The following is a 16,228-nucleotide window of genomic DNA, read 5'->3' as shown; positions in this document are numbered from 1 at the left end:
CCGAATAATCAAAACTGTTTGTTAAATAAACTAAGCAATCTCGGTCTCTGACTGAATCTGGTGCCCAGTTTTACCAAAACGTCGTTCCCTCGATTGAAAGTCAATAATGGCCTCATACAAATTCTCTTTTCTAAAATCTGGCCAACGAGTATTGGTAAAATACAATTCCGCATAAGCCAATTGATACAAAAGAAAATTGCTAATCCTATACTCCCCACTGGTTCTAATCATTAATTCAGGATCAGGAAAATTACTTGTTGCCAGATAATGTTGCAAAGTATCCGCACAAATATCTTCCGCCTTAATTACCCCTTTCTCTATATCTATCCCAATATTTTTAACCGCATTTACCAATTCCCACCTACTGCTATAACTTAATGCCATTATCAAATTGAGTCCGGTATTCTGTTCTGTCATTTGCAAAGCTTCTTGCAACTCCAGTCTTGCAAATTCAGGCAATAATTCGGTATTTCCAATAACGTGCAAACGGATATTATTCTTATTTAGTACCGGCACTTCTTTTCTAATTGTATCCACTAGTAATGCCATTAATCCGTCTACTTCGGGCTGAGGCCTATCCCAATTTTCAGTACTAAATGCATATAGGGTTAGATAGCCTACACCTAGTTCTGCCGCCCCTTCTACAATATCTCTTACGCTTTCTACCCCATGAAAATGGCCATATAGCCGATCCTGCCCTTTTTCCTCTGCCCAACGACCATTGCCATCCATAATTATGGCAATATGTTTGGGCAATCGCTCTTTGTTTATTAGCGGCAAAAGGTCTTCCTTTTTAACCATGGGTTTAATTTAGTGTGCAAAATTAACAAAATCAATGGTTTTTGAGGATTTAAATACGATAAAACTAGCTTACTGACTAATAAGTAGGGCATCGGTAGCGCTGTAAATTGAAAGAAATACCTACTTTAATGGTTGCAAAAGCATCTGCCTTAAGGCTATTTCCTCGCTGACGTCCCTTTACGCCAATAGAAGTTCCAGTTTCATAACTCCTGTCTTGCAATAAGAAAGCTGGGCTTGGAGACCCATCAGGTAATAGCGCAAATGCGTCAGGAGCATAGGTTTGGCCACTAACATCATCTAAAAAATCGGTGTTGGTAAATCGATAGATGAGCTCACCAAATATATTTGTTCTGGCATTTAATGCATATTTTAAACCAAAAGTGAAAGGGATACTGATGGCTATTGGATTGTAAACGGTACGATCCACATAAAGAGGAGAGCCTTGCCCTTCCGTACCCAATAATCGTAAAAAATATTTTTGACCACCTAAAAAAGCATAGGGGTCGTATGAAAATGCGCCAATTCCAAGACCAATATACGGGGTAAAACTATATCCCTGAAATCCTGGTTGGTATCGAAAAAAATTAAAATCACCGGAAATCCCTACTTCCCAAACATTGCTATTAAAGCTTAGATTCCTAGCTCTTTGCACATCATTATTGCTATATCGGTCTGAATATCCAAGGAAAGTGTATTCTCCGGACAATCGTACACTGATATAATTACTTAATTGTTTACGATAAAAAAGGCCGAAAGCGCTTTTGGGTCTATTGAATCTAATTTCAGAATTTAAATCACCAAAGTAATGGCCCATCCCCACCCCAATTCCTATTTCACCTGAATGCAAAAAGCTTTCCATTAGTTGGGCTTTGGTGGAACTGGTAGCTACAGATAAGGCAATGACTACTAAAAGCTTTTTAAACATAAATATTGGGGTTCAATTGTTGCTTTTGTAAAATAGCAACAAAAATCATTATCTAAATTGTTAATTTCTTTTATCTAGACCCCAGGTAAGCTTTGTTCGCAGCGTGGATAGAAAAGTATTTTCGTTTAATCTGATTAAACTAATGTTAAATGCCTCTTTTCTAACTGCCAATTGTACCGATTTAGGAACTAATTCTCTTCTTGCATCCATCGCAACAATAAACTCTTCTGCTCTTCCTTCTACCTCAAAAGAAATGATATTATTATCAGGAATTACAATAGATCTAACGTTTAGGTTATGCGGACAAATCGGAGTGATAACTAAACTTGAGGAATCTGGGAATAAAATAGGACCATTACAACTTAAATTATATCCAGTTGATCCAGTTGGCGTTGAAACAATTAACCCGTCTGCCCAATAGGTATTTAAAAATTCACCGTTCATATACGTATGAATTTTAATCATGGGAGAAGTATCTTTTTTGTGAATGGTGAATTCATTTAGTGCAAATGGTGCTTCCTGAAATAATGGAACATTTGAATCTAAATGTATAAGGGTTCTTTTATCAATAATGAATGTATGATTTACCAACGCATCAACAGCTACGGTTAATTCTTCTCTGCTAATACTTGCCAAGAAACCCAGTCTTCCAAAATTGATTCCAAGTACAGGTATATTTTTTTCTCTTATTAAAGTTATCGTATCTAACATAGTGCCATCGCCACCTAAGCTAATAATACAATCTACCGTTTCATCTAAATCTTCGTGTTTAGAGAATTGTTTTATTTTATTACAAAGTTGTTGGGGAATATTAAACTGCTCAAATAACGTGTTAAACAACAATATTTCTGTATCGTGTTTGTTGAGTTCTTCTAATAGAATCAATAACGGATTTTCCTGCTCAATATCTAAACCACGACTATAAATGGCAACTTTCATTAGAAGAAATTTAATTGACTACATGTTGAGATACGAAAGCAAATGCTGATAATTTTCTTTTAGTTCATTTGCATATTCTTCTTCGCCATAAAAATGTCTTACAACATAATCATATCGTTGAAATGTGGCAACAATTGCTGAAACTTCAATTTTATTGATTTTAAGCGTTATTACTACTAAACCTGAACTGGCTTCAGTATAAGTATTTAACTGAGTGATATAAGCATCATTGGTTTCAACCAATCTACTTAATTCTCCAAATGAAAAATTACGCTTATCGGTTTCTAACACAATAACTGCCCCTTTTTCATCATTGCCTAAAAATGTTGAAATGCTTTTTAAGAATTCCTTAGTCAGTATTACCCCCACCAATTCCATTTGAGCGCTAACTACAGGAAGCAAAGAAAGTTCGTGTTCGGCGATTAATCTTAATGCGCTCAAAAAATGATCGTCTTGATGTATCCAATAACGTTTTAATATATTAGGATCAGACAAATGCATATCTGATTCTATAGCATCAATTAAATCATCCTTAGCAACTAAACCAACAAACTTTTCTTCTTCTAAAACGGCTAAATGCAATACATCATAGTCATCCATTAACTGTAATGCAAAAGAGGGTTTATCCGAGAAGTTCAGAGTAGGAAAGCTAGTATTTAATAGTTGCGATACGATCATTTAAATACAAATGTACAAATGAATTACGCAAAGGCGTTTATTAGCCTTTATGTTTATCTAAAAACGCACTTAAAATGGTGTTAAACTCAACTGGTACTTCCATCATAGGTGCATGGCCGCAATGATCTACAAAATGCAATTCACTATTCGGTATCAATTTGTTAAACTCTTGTCCTACAAATGGAGGAGTAATGGTATCATTATTTCCCCAAATTAAGCAAGTTGGCTGCTTGATTTGGTTTAATTCTTCCCCCAGATTATTGCGTATAGCACTTTTTGCAAGGGCAATAATTTTAATTACTTTAACACGACTATTGGTGATTTCAAAAACCTCATCAACCAGCTCTTTGGTTGCCATTGCTGGATCATAGAATGTTAATTGGGTTTTTTTCTTGATGTATTCGTAATCTCCTCTTTTAGGGTAACTATCTCCCATTCCATTCTCAAACAAACCACTACTTCCTGTAAGGGTAAGGGTTTTAATTTGTTCAGGGTGCTTCAAAACATGCACCAATGCTACATGGCCTCCCAAAGAATTGCCTAATAAATGAATATCAGTATACCCTCTTGTTTCAATAAACTTATTTACAAACTTTTGTAATCCTCCAACACTGGTATGAAATATATCTAAATCAAATAGCGGCAATATGGGTACTACCACTTTGTAGCTTTTCCTAAAGTGTTCAATTAAGTCAGCAAAATTGCTCATTGCACCAAATAAGCCGTGCAAAAGCAACAAAGTTTCACCTTCCCCCTCTTCAATAAATTTAAACTTATTAACTTCTTTTAACTCGTAATTCATTGGGTTGTTTTTCTTTTGGCCTAGCAATTCTTGCTAAAGTAGTTAAAATACTAGAGATTTTTAGTTGATATTTTTATTAATAGCACCAAAAAAGACAGTCAAGTCTGTAAACATATCTTTAAAAAATGGGATCGCTTTCCCTAACCAATCTACTGCATAAGGGCCCCAAAAATGAATATAAGTATACGTTTTAGACGCTGATACTGTTTCGGGTTTAAGCAAATCCATTTTTTCTGTATAAAATAGGATTACACTAAATACAGTAATGTATAATAGGGCATATAAAATGAAACCGCCTATTCTATTGACCCAACCCAACATAGACAATACCAATACTTGCTCAACTATTGCAGCTAAAATTCGTACCCCAATAAAAACAGCAATCATTATTACTAAAAAAGCTAAAAAAGGTAACCAAGAAGACCCAATATTTACCGTACTACCTATCCATCCTGCTACCCAAGTACTCAATTTTAATGCAGCAGCCAAGCCTACAAAAACTGCCAAAAAAGAGAGTGCTGCCACTACTAATCCTTGTTTTAATCCTTTTATTAAAGCAAGAACCAGCAATGCCAGCACAATGATATCTAAAAACATAAACGCTATTTGCTTAATAACGCTTTTACAGTGGCTGCAATTGCCTTGCCATCTGCTTTACCAGCCAACTGTTTTGATGCCACCCCCATTACTTTACCCATATCTGCTGCAGAACTAGCACCAGTTTCAGTAATTATTGAGGCTACTGCAGTTTCCAGTTCTTCTTGGCTTAATTGCTTGGGCAAAAATTTCTCTATCACTGCAATTTCTTCCAATTCCTTTTGAGCTAAGTCGGCTCTGTTTTGTTGCTGATAGATATCCAACGAATCCTTTCTTTGCTTAACTAGCTTTTGCAACAATTTCTGTTCTTGTTCTTCAGTAACCTGTCCATTGGCCCCCGGCTCTGTTTTGGCTTTAATGATTTCGGCCTTTATAGCTCTTAACCCCCTCAACAAAGCTTCATCTTTAGCTTTCATGGCATCTTTCATACCACCCATTACCTGTTCTTCTAAGCTCATGGCGATTTATTTATTTTGATTTAATTGTGATTCACGGAATTTTTTATAAAAAGATTTGGCATGATTTTTCATATCTTCTACCAAATCTTGCTGTTGGGTTGCCCTTAAATAAGTATCAGCCATCCCCATCATGGTTTGATAATAAAAATCGGCCATTTCATCCACCATCATGTCTTTTGTCCAAAGATCAATACGCATGGCAGACTTATCAGCACCATCCCAGAAAGCCAACATCATTGCTTTAGCATCTTGCTTTACATCTGCAGTGCTATCAGATGCAGACCAGTCGATATGTTGGGGTACTTTATTCTCGTCTAAAGTGACATTTACCGTAATAGTAGATTGTTTCATTTTCGTCTTTTATAGTTAGCAAAACTAAGACGAAACTGCATTTGTAGCGATTATTTCCTCCCAAAACAATGCCGCTGACTTGTCCCAACTATAATATTGAGCTCTTTCTAATCCTTTTTGAATTAGTTTTTCTCGCATTTGTTCATTTCGATATAATATTTGCATCTGAGCTGCAATAGATGCTGGATTATTTGATTCAGCATATAATGCCGCATCTCCCCCCACTTCAGGCATACTCGAATTATTAGCCGTTATAACAGGAACGCCAGATTGCATGGCTTCCACAATCGGCAATCCAAATCCCTCAAAATGGGTAACATACAAAGCCCCATAGGCAGCACCCGTAAGCTTTTGTAAAATATTTTCTTCTACATAGCCCGTTAAAACGACATCTTTACGGTATTTGAATGATTTTAATTTTTCTAAAAAATCTTTATACTGCCAAGCTAGCCTTCCTACAAAAACCAATTTCATATTGGTTTTATGCCATTTCTTGAATAGTGAAAAAGCCTTCAATAAATGAATCATATTTTTTCGAGGATGAATCCCGCCTACACATAAAAAGTATTCATAGCCATCGGTGTACGCTTCTTTCACCTGCTCTTTTTCTTCCCAACTTAAAGGAGCAAAACCTTTTCGGGCAGCTCCAGCAATTACTGAAGGGCTCTTAGATAACTGGGGATAAGCGGCTATAATATCTTGCTTCGAAAATTCAGAAACAGTCACTACTCGTTTTGCCTTTTTCAAAAACAACGGTGTCATTGCAGCATAATGCCATCGTTGCATCCAACTAATATATTGTGGGAAATGCTTGAATGCTAAATCGTGTACTACCAACAACTGTGGCACTTGACTAGTTTGGCTGCAAAATCCATAAGGTTGAACCCATACATCTGCTTTTATCTTTTTAACTGCCATTGCAGCGCTGATATTATACCAGTAAAAAAATCCAGGTAAATGACGTGCGGCAGGACCAACAGTAATGGACTGTACATTTGGACCAGTAATTAAATCAGTTGTGTGAGGCCTATCATAAATAAATACGAATTGGTGATGGGGATGTTGCTTCACCAAAATATGAAATATGGATAAAGTGTAATGCCCGTATCCTTCTAAATTAGCTGGATTAAAAAAAATGGCGTTAACAGCAATAGTCATAACACAAAATTAATTGCAGATCAACACTTAATCATTCACATCGGTTACTCCGCCAGAAACAGTGAATTTCATTGCATCTGCAGCACCAATATTAGGAAGCGTTTTCACCTTGCTTTTTGGAACAAAATAAGTAATCCCTGAAATAGCATACGAATGTGGAACGTATACAGTAACATGATCTTCTAAACCAAAATCTGTAGCGGTTTGCTGCGTAATAAATCCAATCCTCCAAACATCTGCACCATCTACATTTACCAAAACAGGTTGGTTAAACTTCTTTTTGTTACCTGCAAAGGCCTCCAAAAAATCTTTAACAGATGAATAAATAAATTTAATACCAGGGGTCTTTTCTAAAATAGTGTCTAAAAGTGCAACCAATCGATTGATGGCGAATAGAGAAGATAACCATCCAACAATCAAAACCAACCCTATCACCACTAAAAAGCCCAAGCCGGGCATTCTAATAATATTACCCTGCTCATCTCTTCTAGCTAAATCTGGTGCAACATTTCTAATTATACTGGGTAATATATCATCCACCAAATTAAACAAACTGATTACTACCCAAATAGTTATACCAATGGGGGCCAATACAATTAAGCCTTGAAAAAAGTATTGTAGTAAGCGTTTTAACAAAAACCTGAAGTTCATATTACCTGCAAGATACAGCAAGTATTGCAGTTGAGTAAGTTTACCACTTATCCTAGCATTGTAGCGTTTAACAATAATTTAATTAAAAATAAACATTGGAAACTTTGGTTACGAAAATAGTTTCCATAGTTTTGCGCTCCCAAATTAATAGTACATGGAGCAAAGAATTGTAGAAAAAGCCCAGGAACTCTTTTTCCGTTATGGATTAAAGAGCGTCACAATGGACGATATCGCATCTAACTTGGGCGCCAGCAAAAAAACAATTTATCAATACTTTAAAGACAAAGATCACTTAGTAGACGCAGTTGTTCAGAGGGAAATTGAGCAAGATATGAATGAATGCACCCTTATTGCGAGTAGCTGTGATAATGCGGTTCAAGAAGTGTTTAAGGGATTCGATATGTTACAAGAAATGTTGACCACCATGAACCCTGCTATCATTTTTGAAATGCAGAAATACCATCCAGAAGCCTATAAAAAAATGAATGCGCACAAGAATAAATTTTTTGTGAACATCATGAGAGAAAACCTAAAAAAAGGAATTGAAGAAGGTAATTATAGAGCGGACATCAATGTAGAAATAATATCCCGCTATAGAGTTGAAAGTATTTTTTTAGGCTTCAATCCCGATGTTTTTACCCTAGGAAAGTTCTCACTAATTCAAGTAGAAATGGAGTTAATGGAACATTTTCTATATGGAATATGCACACCCAAAGGTCAAAAATTAATCACCAAGTATAAACAGCAAAGAGAAAAATAAACAATATGCACACCAAAATTAAATTAATCGCACTGCTTTGCATGATTGCAATGATGCAAACCGCAATGGCGCAAAAAGCCAATCGGTACGAATTCAGTATAGAGCAAGCAGTTGCATATGCTAAGAAGAACAATGTACAAGTCAAAAATGCATTACTAGCTATACAAGCACAAATGCAAACCAATAAAGAAATTACCGCATCAGCATTGCCTACCATTTCTGGTAGCATTGGTTCACAACATTTACCGAATGTTGCGGTACAAACTTTACCCAACTTTATTTCACCAGCTACTTATCAGGTTTTGATAGATCAAGGCGTTAGAGATGGCAATGGTAATCCAATCAAAATGCCTGGAGACTTTGGTTTTATTGCAGCCCAATTTGGTACCAAGTGGAACGCCAGTGCAGGTGTATCATTACAACAATTATTATTTGATGGTCAAGTCTTTATTGGTTTACAAGCTAGAAAAGCGTCTATTGATTTTCAAGAGGCTGCAGCAAGAGTTACTGAAGAAAATATAAAAACTAATTTATACAAAGTTTATTATCAATTAGTAGTTAGTAAAACCCAAATTGAATTACTAGACGCCAATATTAAAAGATTAGAAAAATTAGACTATGATGTAAAAGCCTTATACAAAAATGGCTTTGCAGAAAGAATTGATATCGACAAAATAGCCGTTCAATTAAATAACTTAAGCACAGAAAAAGTGAAAGCACTTAATAGTATCTCAATGGGATATATTGGGTTAAAAACATTGATGGGAATGCCAGTTGCTGATACACTAGTTTTAACTGACACTTTAGATTACAAACAAATTAAAGAAGATATTACCACAGGAGCGTATAACTATGAAGATCGTAGGGATTTTCAATACCTAAGCTCTGCTAAGCAATTGAACCAATTTAACGTTAAAAGATACGAATTAAGCAAATTGCCAACCGTTGCACTTGGAGCAAACTATAGCAAGTTGGCGCAAAGAAATCAATTTAACTTTTTTGGTAAAGGAGACTGGTTTACTTCATCTTCAATAGGAGTGAATATTTCCGTTCCAATTTTTAGTGGATTTGCAAAAGATGCAAGAATTAAAAAAGCTAAAATAGAGCTAGAACAAACAGCCAATCAATTAGAAAATTTAAAATTAAATATTGATCAATCAGTAGAGCAAGCTAGATTAAAATATAAAACCGCTATTGCAACATTAGATTTTCAAAAAAATAATATGGCTTTAGCAGAAAAAGTTTATCAGCAAACCAAGAAAAAATATGAAGCAGGTACAGGATCTAATACAGAAATAAACGCTTCTGATGTTGACTTAAAAGCTGCTCAAACCAATTATATCAGCGCACTATATGATGCCATTATAGCAAGAGTAGATTATTTAACCGCAATTGGAAAATTATAAAATTATTAAACCATAAACAATGAGAAAGGCAACCTATTTATTACATATTGTTATTGCAATTACTTTTTTAAGTAGTTGCGCAAGCGAGGATAAACAAGGCAACGATTTAGCTTCAAAAAAAGCTGCATTAGAAAAGTTGAAATCTGAACAAAATGCACTAACAGAAAAAATTTCAGTTTTACAAAATGAAATCAATTCATTAGATACAAGTATTGGCAATGCAACTGCAAAACTGATTAATATTACTCCAGTAACCAGAGAGAACTTTGTTCATTATATAGACCTACAAGGAAATATCACTTCAGACAATATTTCCTACGTTTCACCTAGAATGGGTGGAGGCCAAGTAAGGGCTATCTATGTAAAGCGAGGAGATATTGTTAAGCAAGGGCAGTTGTTAATCAAATTAGATGATGCAGTAATTAGACAATCAGTAATAGCTGCACAAAAATCAATTGAAACCATTAAGAACCAGCTGAGCTTTGCAAAAGATCTTTACAATAGACAGAATAACTTATGGAAAGAAGGAATTGGTACGGAAGTACAATTAATTTCAGCTAAAAACAATGTTCAGTCTCTAGAGCGTCAATTAGCTGCATCAGAAGAACAAATTAAAGTTACCGAAGAGCAATTACGCGCAACAAATATTGTTGCAGACGTAAGTGGTATTGTAGACGAATTGAATGTTAGAGTAGGAGAGATTTTTGTTGGTCTTGCTGGGGTTACTCCTCAAATAAAAATTGTGAATACACAAAACATGAAAGTAGTAACGCGTGTTCCAGAAAATTACAGTAACCGTATTAAAGCTGGCGCTAACGCAATCATCAATTTACCCGATTTAAATAAAGAATTTAAAGCAACAGTTTCAACTGCAAGCAGATCTATTGATGCAAATACTAGAAGCTTTGATGTAGAAATCAAAATCCCATATGATGCGAATATTCGCCCTAATCAGTTGGCTCAAGTAAAGTTTCAAGATTATGAAGTGCCAAATGCTATTTCAATTAATGTTAATACAGTACAAACCGAAGAAAAAGGTAAATACGTTTATGTAGCAGTGCAAGAAGGTAAAAAATTAGTGGCACGAAAAAAAATGATTACTGTTGGCGAATTATATGGCAAACTCATTGAAGTAAAGTCTGGATTAAACGAAAAAGAATTACTAATAACCGAAGGATACCAGAATATTTATGATGGTCAAACAGTTAAGGTTTTAGCACAATAAAAAATATTAAGCATGAATTTCATTGAAGGCATAGCCAAAAAATTCAAAGAGTTTAAACCCACCAGTTGGGCCATTGACAATAGAACGGCAGTATATGTGATCACCATTTTAATTTCATTATATGGATTAAATAAGTTCACTAGCCTACCAAAAGAACAATTTCCAGATATTGTAGTACCTACAATATCAATCACTACTGTGTATTTTGGTAATTCACCCAAAGACATAGAAAACTTAGTAACCAGACCAATTGAAAAACAATTGAAAGGTATAAGTGGTGCTAAAGTGAACAAGATTCAATCTACATCTCAACAAGACTATAGCTTGATTGTGGTTGAATTTGATACGGATATCAAACCAGAAATCGCCAAAATAAAAGTAAAAGATGCGGTAGATAAGGCGCAAACAGATTTGCCGAACGACTTAACCTCTTTACCCAATGTTCAAGAGTTTTCAATTAGCGATCAACCCATCATGTTTGTCAACATTAGTGGCGATTTTGACGGAGTTAAATTAAAACAATACGCAGACAAATTACAAGATCGATTCGAAGAATTAAAAGAGGTTAATCGTGCAGAAATTGTGGGTGCCCCTGAGCGTGAAATACAGATCAATATTGACCCTGCAAAATTAGCTGCTGCCAAGCTAACTTTTAGAGATATTGAGAGCGCAGTTAATCTAGAAAACAAAGATATTAGTGGTGGTTTGGTTGAAGTGGGAACCATGAAACGTAATATCAAAATTAAGGGTCAATTTACGAGTGCTTATGATATGCAACATATCCAAATCAAAAACGTAAATGGCGCTCCTATCTATTTACAAGATGTTGCACAAATTATTGATACAGTAAAAGAAACAGAAAGTTATGCCCGATTAGATGGTGCAAATGTTATTACTATCAATATTGTAAAAAGAGCTGGTGAAAATTTGATTAATACAGCTGACGGTATTAATCAAATTGTGGCAGATATGCAAAAAAGCGATGAACTACCTAAAAACTTAAAAGTAGTCATCACAGGTGATCAAAGTAAAGGAACCAAGACTTCATTTAATGAATTGGTTAACACAATCATTATTGGCTTTATTTTGGTATTATTAATCTTAATGTTTTTCATGGGTGTAACCAATGCATTCTTTGTGGCATTGAGTGTACCCTTATCGGTTTTCGTTTCCTTTATGTTTTTACCATTGGGTGAAATAATTGCGGGGGGCGCCATCACACTAAATTTCATTGTTTTATTTGCCTTACTATTTGGACTCGGAATTATTGTAGATGACGCAATTGTTGTAATTGAAAACACGCATAGAATCTACAATAATGGGAAAGTAAAAATTATTCGTTCTGCAAAAGAAGCAGCAGGAGAAGTGTTCATTCCCGTTTTAGCAGGAACTGCAACCACATTGGCTCCGTTTTTCCCATTATTATTATGGAAAGGTATTATTGGAAAGTTCATGATATACCTACCAATCATGCTAATATTAACATTAGCGGCTTCATTGGTAGTTGCGTTTTTCATCAACCCAGTATTTGCAGTAAGCTTCATGAAACCAGAAGGACGAGAATTCGAATCTCCTAAAAATGCTATTTTCAAAAAGTGGTGGTTCTGGGGCTCAGCTATTTTAGGGATTTTATTTAATGTAGCTGGATGGCATGGTTTTGGAAACTTCTTGATTTTTATGATGCTGTTGGTTGTATTAGAGCGTTATGTATTAAGAAACGTTATTCACTTTTTCCAAGAAAGGGCGCTACCCAGTTTAATGAATCGTTATGAATCACTATTGAAATATATCTTGGTTAGAAAAAGACCAGTGTATCTATTAATTGGCCTATTCATCTTATTCCCAATTTCTTTGTTCTTACTAATCCTTAGAGATAATCCAAAACCTTTCTTCCCTAGTGGTGATCCAAAATTTGTATATGTGTATTTAAAAATGCCTATAGGCACTAAATCGCAAACAACCGATTCTGTGTTAAGAATATTGGAAGGAAGGGTTTATAAAGTTCTAGGTAACGATCAGCCAGGCAAAGAAGGCAGTATTGTGGAGAGTGTGATTTCTAACGTAGCAGTAGGGGCAAATAATCCTAGAGATAATAATAGAAGCACACAATCCCACTTAGGAAGAATTCAGGTATCATTTGTCGAATTTGAGCAGCGACATGGTAAAAGTTCTTCAGTTATTCAAGAAGCAATTAGACAACAAATGAACGGAATACCAGGCGGCTCTATAGAAGTAAGACAAGAAGACGCTGGCCCTCCTACAGATCCTCCTGTGAATATTGAAATTGCTGGAGATAATTTTGACGCTTTAGCTAAAACAGCTATCCAGTTGCAAAATCACTTAGATACAAATCGTATAGAAGGAATGCAAAATTTAGAAATGGATGTTGACTTAAATAATCCCGAGATAAGCGTAAATATAGATAGACAACGTGCATTAGCAGAAGGAGTAAGTACTGCTCAAATTGGAATGGAATTAAGAACAGCTGTATTTGGCAAGGAAGTGAGTAAACTAAAAGACGATGAAGATGAGTATAAAATACAGCTTCGATTTGATGCCAAGTCGCGCAATAATATTAATGAACTCATGAATATGCGCATCGTATTTAGAGATTTCACAACTGGTGCAATCAAGCAAATACCTTTAAACAGTGTGGCTACCCTTGAGTATACCAATACTGCTGGTGGGGTTAAAAGAAAAAATTTGAAACGAACCATTCAAATTCAATCAGCAGTAACCAATCCATCACTAACCCCAGAAATTAATAAAGCATTGGCTAAGAAAATTGAAGAGTTTAAAGCCATAACGCCAATACCAGCTGATATCACCATCAAACAAACGGGTGAAGGAGAACAACAAGCAGAAACCAGTTCATTCTTGGGTACTGCTCTTTTAAGTGCTTTATTAATTATCTTCTTAATTCTTGTATTACAATTCAATAGTTTAAGTAAACCATTCATCGTATTAACAGAAATATTCTTCTCAATCATAGGTGTATTCTTAGGATATGCATTAACCGGAAAGAGTATGGCTACTATTATGGTGGGAGTTGGTATCATTGGATTAGCGGGTATTGTAATTAAGAATGGTATCCTATTAATTGAGTTTACAGATGAACTAAGAGGAAGAGGATATAAAACAAGAGAAGCTGCAATTGAAGCAGGAAAAATTAGAATCATTCCTGTATTACTAACTGCTTTAGCAACTATAATGGGTATGCTACCATTGGCTGTAGGATTTAATATAGACTTCGTTTCTATGTTTACCCATTTAGATCCAAAGATTTTTATTGGTGGAGATTCAGTTGTATTCTGGGGGCCGTTGGCTTGGACTATCATCTATGGATTAGTATTCTCATTCTTCTTAACACTTATCATGGTACCAAGTATGTACCTGATTTCTGAAAGATTAAGAAGACCTATGGAAAGATTCTATGGTACTAAATATGTAGCCTTATTTGGATTTACCGGACCACTCTTCTTTATTTTTGTAGGAATTATGTTTGGCGTAAGAAAAATCCAAGGCAAAAAAGTATGGATGGGTGAACAAAAAACTATTTTAGTAAAAAATTAAATTATGCGAAATCACGAAATAGACTACCGCATTTTTGGAGAAGAAATGCAATACGTAGAAGTAGAATTAGACTACAATGAAACTGCTATTGCCGAGCCAGGCGCATTCATGATGATGGATGATGGAGTGGTTATGGAAACCATGTTTGGTGATGGATCTCAACAAAACAATAGCATTTTTGGAAAGTTATTGAATGCAGGTAAAAGAATGCTAACGGGTGAAAGTTTATTCATGACTGCTTTTACCAATGTGAATCATGGTAAAAGAAGAGTGAGTTTTGCATCGCCTTATCCTGGTAAAATTATCCCATTAGATTTATCTGTTTACAATAATAGAATCATTTGCCAAAAAGATAGCTTTTTATGCGCAGCCAAAGGAGTGAATGTAGGGATTGAATTTCAACGTAAACTTGGCACAGGATTATTTGGTGGTGAAGGTTTCATCATGCAAAAACTAGAAGGTGATGGAATGAGCTTTTTACATGCAGGCGGCCATGTGTTCAAAAGAGATTTACATCCTGGAGAAACCCTGAAAATTGATACAGGTTGTATAGTCGGATTTACTTCTGGCGTTAACTATGATATTCAATTTGTTGGGGGGATTAAAAACACTTTGTTTGGAGGCGAAGGCTTATTCTTTGCTACACTAACTGGGCCTGGTACCGTTTGGATTCAAACATTACCAATTAGTCGTTTAGCAGGAAGAATCTTACAATATGGTGTTGGACCACGAAAAGAAGAGGGAAGCATCTTAGGTGGATTAGGAAATATTTTAGACGGAGATGGAAGATGGTAATGACGAAGGTTCTAAGGTAACAATACCATTTCGAATAGCATACAAGATTAAACCGGCCGAATTTTTCGAGCCGGTTTTTTCTTGTAAAGATTTCCGATACGCTTCAATTGTTCTAAAACTCATATTGAGTTGGGCCGCAATTTCTTTACTAGTAAATTCAGCACTAATAAGCTTAAGAACCACTTTTTCCTTTTCAGATAATGCTGCCATCTGCTGCTTTCGACGGGGATGGTATCGGCCTTCTATAATCAGTTGTTGCAAATGCTTATTAGTTTGACTACAATAAAAAGTATTGCCATTATTTACCGATATAATTGAATCTAATAATTCTTTCTTTGTACAAGTCTTTAATAAAAATGCAGTCACACCTATTTTTAAAAGGTCTAGTAGTAGCTGATCACTTTTCACAGAACCAAGTACAATCAATTTAGTGTTCATTGAATGTTGCTGTAAAAAATGGGTAAGTGACGACATTGTTATTGAAGGATAATACGCATCTATTAAAATAATATGAGGTTGATAAGTTAGAATTAAATCTTTTAGTGGTTGATGTGTAGACTCAACGTTAATCCATTCAACAGTTGCTTCTTTTTCTAAAAGAGTAGCTAATCCATCAGCAAAAATTACATGATGATCTGCAATTAGAATACGCATTGGTATTTCAATTACACCCATACTATTTATGTTTTAATTGAAGTTCTAAAACAAGCTGATACTTTTCGGAAAGCTCCAAGTATTTATTTCGCCAAAATTGAGCTTGTGCAATTGCCTCTTCAAAATTATTCGGATTTGTATTTTCAAAATACAATCCTTGTGACTCTTTTGTACTCTCAACAAATAGATCACTTAAGAAATCATTGAAGTTGATATGCAAGGCATTCCCATATTTTAAAAGCAAGTCTAAAGGAAGTTCAGGATTACTAATATGATTATAGTAAGTTGATCTGCTTATGCCAATCTTCTTTACTAGCTTAGTCACCGAAATACCACTAGATTCAACGCTATCTCTTAGCAATTGCCCACGATCTATTTTTACTCTATTGTTTTTCAATACCGTAAAGAAATAAACAATAGTGTTCAATTAATTGGGCATTTATCGCCTTAATTTG

Annotated in this window: 17 protein-coding genes; 5 read left to right on the top strand and 12 right to left on the bottom strand. The window is 35.1% G+C overall.

From position 1 onward, the window contains the following. Window positions 1-30: 30 nt before the first annotated feature. From ACTIEI_RS04235 to ACTIEI_RS04190, 10 genes are all read right to left on the bottom strand, one after another. Window positions 31-801 carry an isoprenyl transferase gene (locus ACTIEI_RS04235; protein WP_439505037.1) on the bottom strand — a complete coding sequence of 257 codons (771 nt, stop codon included), beginning with the start codon at window positions 799-801 and terminating at the stop codon, window positions 31-33. 76 nt (window positions 802-877) lie between these two features. Further along, window positions 878-1,726, bottom strand: coding sequence for a DUF6089 family protein (locus ACTIEI_RS04230; RefSeq protein ID WP_439505036.1), 849 nt, complete (start codon window positions 1,724-1,726; stop codon window positions 878-880). 60 nt (window positions 1,727-1,786) lie between these two features. Then, the gene (locus tag ACTIEI_RS04225; protein ID WP_439505035.1) at window positions 1,787-2,665 is read right to left on the bottom strand and encodes an NAD kinase; all 879 of its coding nucleotides are present in this window, start codon (window positions 2,663-2,665) and stop codon (window positions 1,787-1,789) included. A gap of 18 nt (window positions 2,666-2,683) precedes the next feature. Beyond that, window positions 2,684-3,343 (bottom strand): CBS domain-containing protein, encoded by a 660-nt coding sequence (locus tag ACTIEI_RS04220; RefSeq protein WP_439505034.1) that lies wholly within the window; start codon window positions 3,341-3,343, stop codon window positions 2,684-2,686. Between the two features lie 40 nt (window positions 3,344-3,383). Beyond that, a complete protein-coding gene (locus ACTIEI_RS04215) occupies window positions 3,384-4,145 on the bottom strand; it encodes an alpha/beta fold hydrolase (protein ID WP_439505033.1) in 762 nt (253 codons plus the stop codon). 60 nt (window positions 4,146-4,205) lie between these two features. After that, window positions 4,206-4,742: a CvpA family protein gene (locus ACTIEI_RS04210; protein ID WP_439505032.1), complete on the bottom strand. Its 537-nt coding sequence runs from the start codon at window positions 4,740-4,742 to the stop codon at window positions 4,206-4,208. 5 nt (window positions 4,743-4,747) lie between these two features. Further along, window positions 4,748-5,200: a GatB/YqeY domain-containing protein gene (locus tag ACTIEI_RS04205; protein ID WP_439505031.1), complete on the bottom strand. Its 453-nt coding sequence runs from the start codon at window positions 5,198-5,200 to the stop codon at window positions 4,748-4,750. 6 nt (window positions 5,201-5,206) lie between these two features. Next, the gene (gldC, locus tag ACTIEI_RS04200) at window positions 5,207-5,551 is read right to left on the bottom strand and encodes a gliding motility protein GldC (protein ID WP_439505030.1); all 345 of its coding nucleotides are present in this window, start codon (window positions 5,549-5,551) and stop codon (window positions 5,207-5,209) included. Between the two features lie 24 nt (window positions 5,552-5,575). Beyond that, window positions 5,576-6,709 carry a glycosyltransferase family 4 protein gene (locus tag ACTIEI_RS04195; protein WP_439505029.1) on the bottom strand — a complete coding sequence of 378 codons (1,134 nt, stop codon included), beginning with the start codon at window positions 6,707-6,709 and terminating at the stop codon, window positions 5,576-5,578. 27 nt (window positions 6,710-6,736) lie between these two features. Then, window positions 6,737-7,345, bottom strand: coding sequence for a DUF502 domain-containing protein (locus tag ACTIEI_RS04190; RefSeq protein WP_439505028.1), 609 nt, complete (start codon window positions 7,343-7,345; stop codon window positions 6,737-6,739). A gap of 169 nt (window positions 7,346-7,514) precedes the next feature. Between ACTIEI_RS04190 and ACTIEI_RS04185 the strand changes: the two genes are divergently transcribed. The 5 genes from ACTIEI_RS04185 to ACTIEI_RS04165 are packed head-to-tail and all read left to right on the top strand — an operon-like array spanning window position 7,515 to window position 15,119. Next, the gene (locus ACTIEI_RS04185) at window positions 7,515-8,120 is read left to right on the top strand and encodes a TetR/AcrR family transcriptional regulator (protein WP_439505027.1); all 606 of its coding nucleotides are present in this window, start codon (window positions 7,515-7,517) and stop codon (window positions 8,118-8,120) included. A 5-nt stretch (window positions 8,121-8,125) separates the two neighbouring features. Further along, window positions 8,126-9,526, top strand: a complete 1,401-nt coding sequence (locus ACTIEI_RS04180; RefSeq protein WP_439505026.1) for a TolC family protein — start codon at window positions 8,126-8,128, stop codon at window positions 9,524-9,526. A 19-nt stretch (window positions 9,527-9,545) separates the two neighbouring features. After that, the gene (locus ACTIEI_RS04175; protein WP_439505025.1) at window positions 9,546-10,751 is read left to right on the top strand and encodes an efflux RND transporter periplasmic adaptor subunit; all 1,206 of its coding nucleotides are present in this window, start codon (window positions 9,546-9,548) and stop codon (window positions 10,749-10,751) included. Window positions 10,752-10,763: 12 nt separating this feature from the next. Further along, entirely contained in the window at window positions 10,764-14,324 is a 3,561-nt protein-coding gene (locus ACTIEI_RS04170; protein WP_439505024.1) for an efflux RND transporter permease subunit, read from the top strand. Between the two features lie 3 nt (window positions 14,325-14,327). Next, window positions 14,328-15,119, top strand: a complete 792-nt coding sequence (locus ACTIEI_RS04165) for a TIGR00266 family protein (RefSeq protein WP_439505023.1) — start codon at window positions 14,328-14,330, stop codon at window positions 15,117-15,119. Here ACTIEI_RS04165 and ACTIEI_RS04160 read toward each other — a convergent pair. Next, a complete protein-coding gene (locus tag ACTIEI_RS04160; RefSeq protein WP_439505022.1) occupies window positions 15,096-15,773 on the bottom strand; it encodes a response regulator transcription factor in 678 nt (225 codons plus the stop codon). The genes ACTIEI_RS04165 and ACTIEI_RS04160 overlap by 24 nt on opposite strands. A 22-nt stretch (window positions 15,774-15,795) precedes the next feature. Beyond that, on the bottom strand, window positions 15,796-16,200 hold the full coding sequence (locus ACTIEI_RS04155; protein WP_439505021.1) for a helix-turn-helix domain-containing protein: 405 nt from the start codon (window positions 16,198-16,200) through the stop codon (window positions 15,796-15,798). Window positions 16,201-16,228: the final 28 nt, after the last annotated feature.

It is taken from the genome of Sediminibacterium sp., from assembly GCF_051860225.1.
In the GTDB taxonomy this organism is placed as follows: Bacteria; Bacteroidota; Bacteroidia; order Chitinophagales; family Chitinophagaceae; genus Sediminibacterium.
The sequence above is the reverse complement of the archived record's forward strand: the minus strand, read 5'-3'. Positions and strand labels throughout refer to the sequence as shown.

Coding starts and splice junctions, on each gene's coding strand:
- ACTIEI_RS04235 (WP_439505037.1), bottom strand. CDS start 801: ATGGTTAAAAAGGAAGACCTTTTGCCGCTAATAAACAAAGAGCGATTG.
- ACTIEI_RS04230 (WP_439505036.1), bottom strand. CDS start 1,726: ATGTTTAAAAAGCTTTTAGTAGTCATTGCCTTATCTGTAGCTACCAGT.
- ACTIEI_RS04225 (WP_439505035.1), bottom strand. CDS start 2,665: ATGAAAGTTGCCATTTATAGTCGTGGTTTAGATATTGAGCAGGAAAAT.
- ACTIEI_RS04220 (WP_439505034.1), bottom strand. CDS start 3,343: ATGATCGTATCGCAACTATTAAATACTAGCTTTCCTACTCTGAACTTC.
- ACTIEI_RS04215 (WP_439505033.1), bottom strand. CDS start 4,145: ATGAATTACGAGTTAAAAGAAGTTAATAAGTTTAAATTTATTGAAGAG.
- ACTIEI_RS04210 (WP_439505032.1), bottom strand. CDS start 4,742: ATGTTTTTAGATATCATTGTGCTGGCATTGCTGGTTCTTGCTTTAATA.
- ACTIEI_RS04205 (WP_439505031.1), bottom strand. CDS start 5,200: ATGAGCTTAGAAGAACAGGTAATGGGTGGTATGAAAGATGCCATGAAA.
- gldC (WP_439505030.1), bottom strand. CDS start 5,551: ATGAAACAATCTACTATTACGGTAAATGTCACTTTAGACGAGAATAAA.
- ACTIEI_RS04195 (WP_439505029.1), bottom strand. CDS start 6,709: ATGACTATTGCTGTTAACGCCATTTTTTTTAATCCAGCTAATTTAGAA.
- ACTIEI_RS04185 (WP_439505027.1), top strand. CDS start 7,515: ATGGAGCAAAGAATTGTAGAAAAAGCCCAGGAACTCTTTTTCCGTTAT.
- ACTIEI_RS04180 (WP_439505026.1), top strand. CDS start 8,126: ATGCACACCAAAATTAAATTAATCGCACTGCTTTGCATGATTGCAATG.
- ACTIEI_RS04175 (WP_439505025.1), top strand. CDS start 9,546: ATGAGAAAGGCAACCTATTTATTACATATTGTTATTGCAATTACTTTT.
- ACTIEI_RS04170 (WP_439505024.1), top strand. CDS start 10,764: ATGAATTTCATTGAAGGCATAGCCAAAAAATTCAAAGAGTTTAAACCC.
- ACTIEI_RS04165 (WP_439505023.1), top strand. CDS start 14,328: ATGCGAAATCACGAAATAGACTACCGCATTTTTGGAGAAGAAATGCAA.
- ACTIEI_RS04160 (WP_439505022.1), bottom strand. CDS start 15,773: ATGCGTATTCTAATTGCAGATCATCATGTAATTTTTGCTGATGGATTA.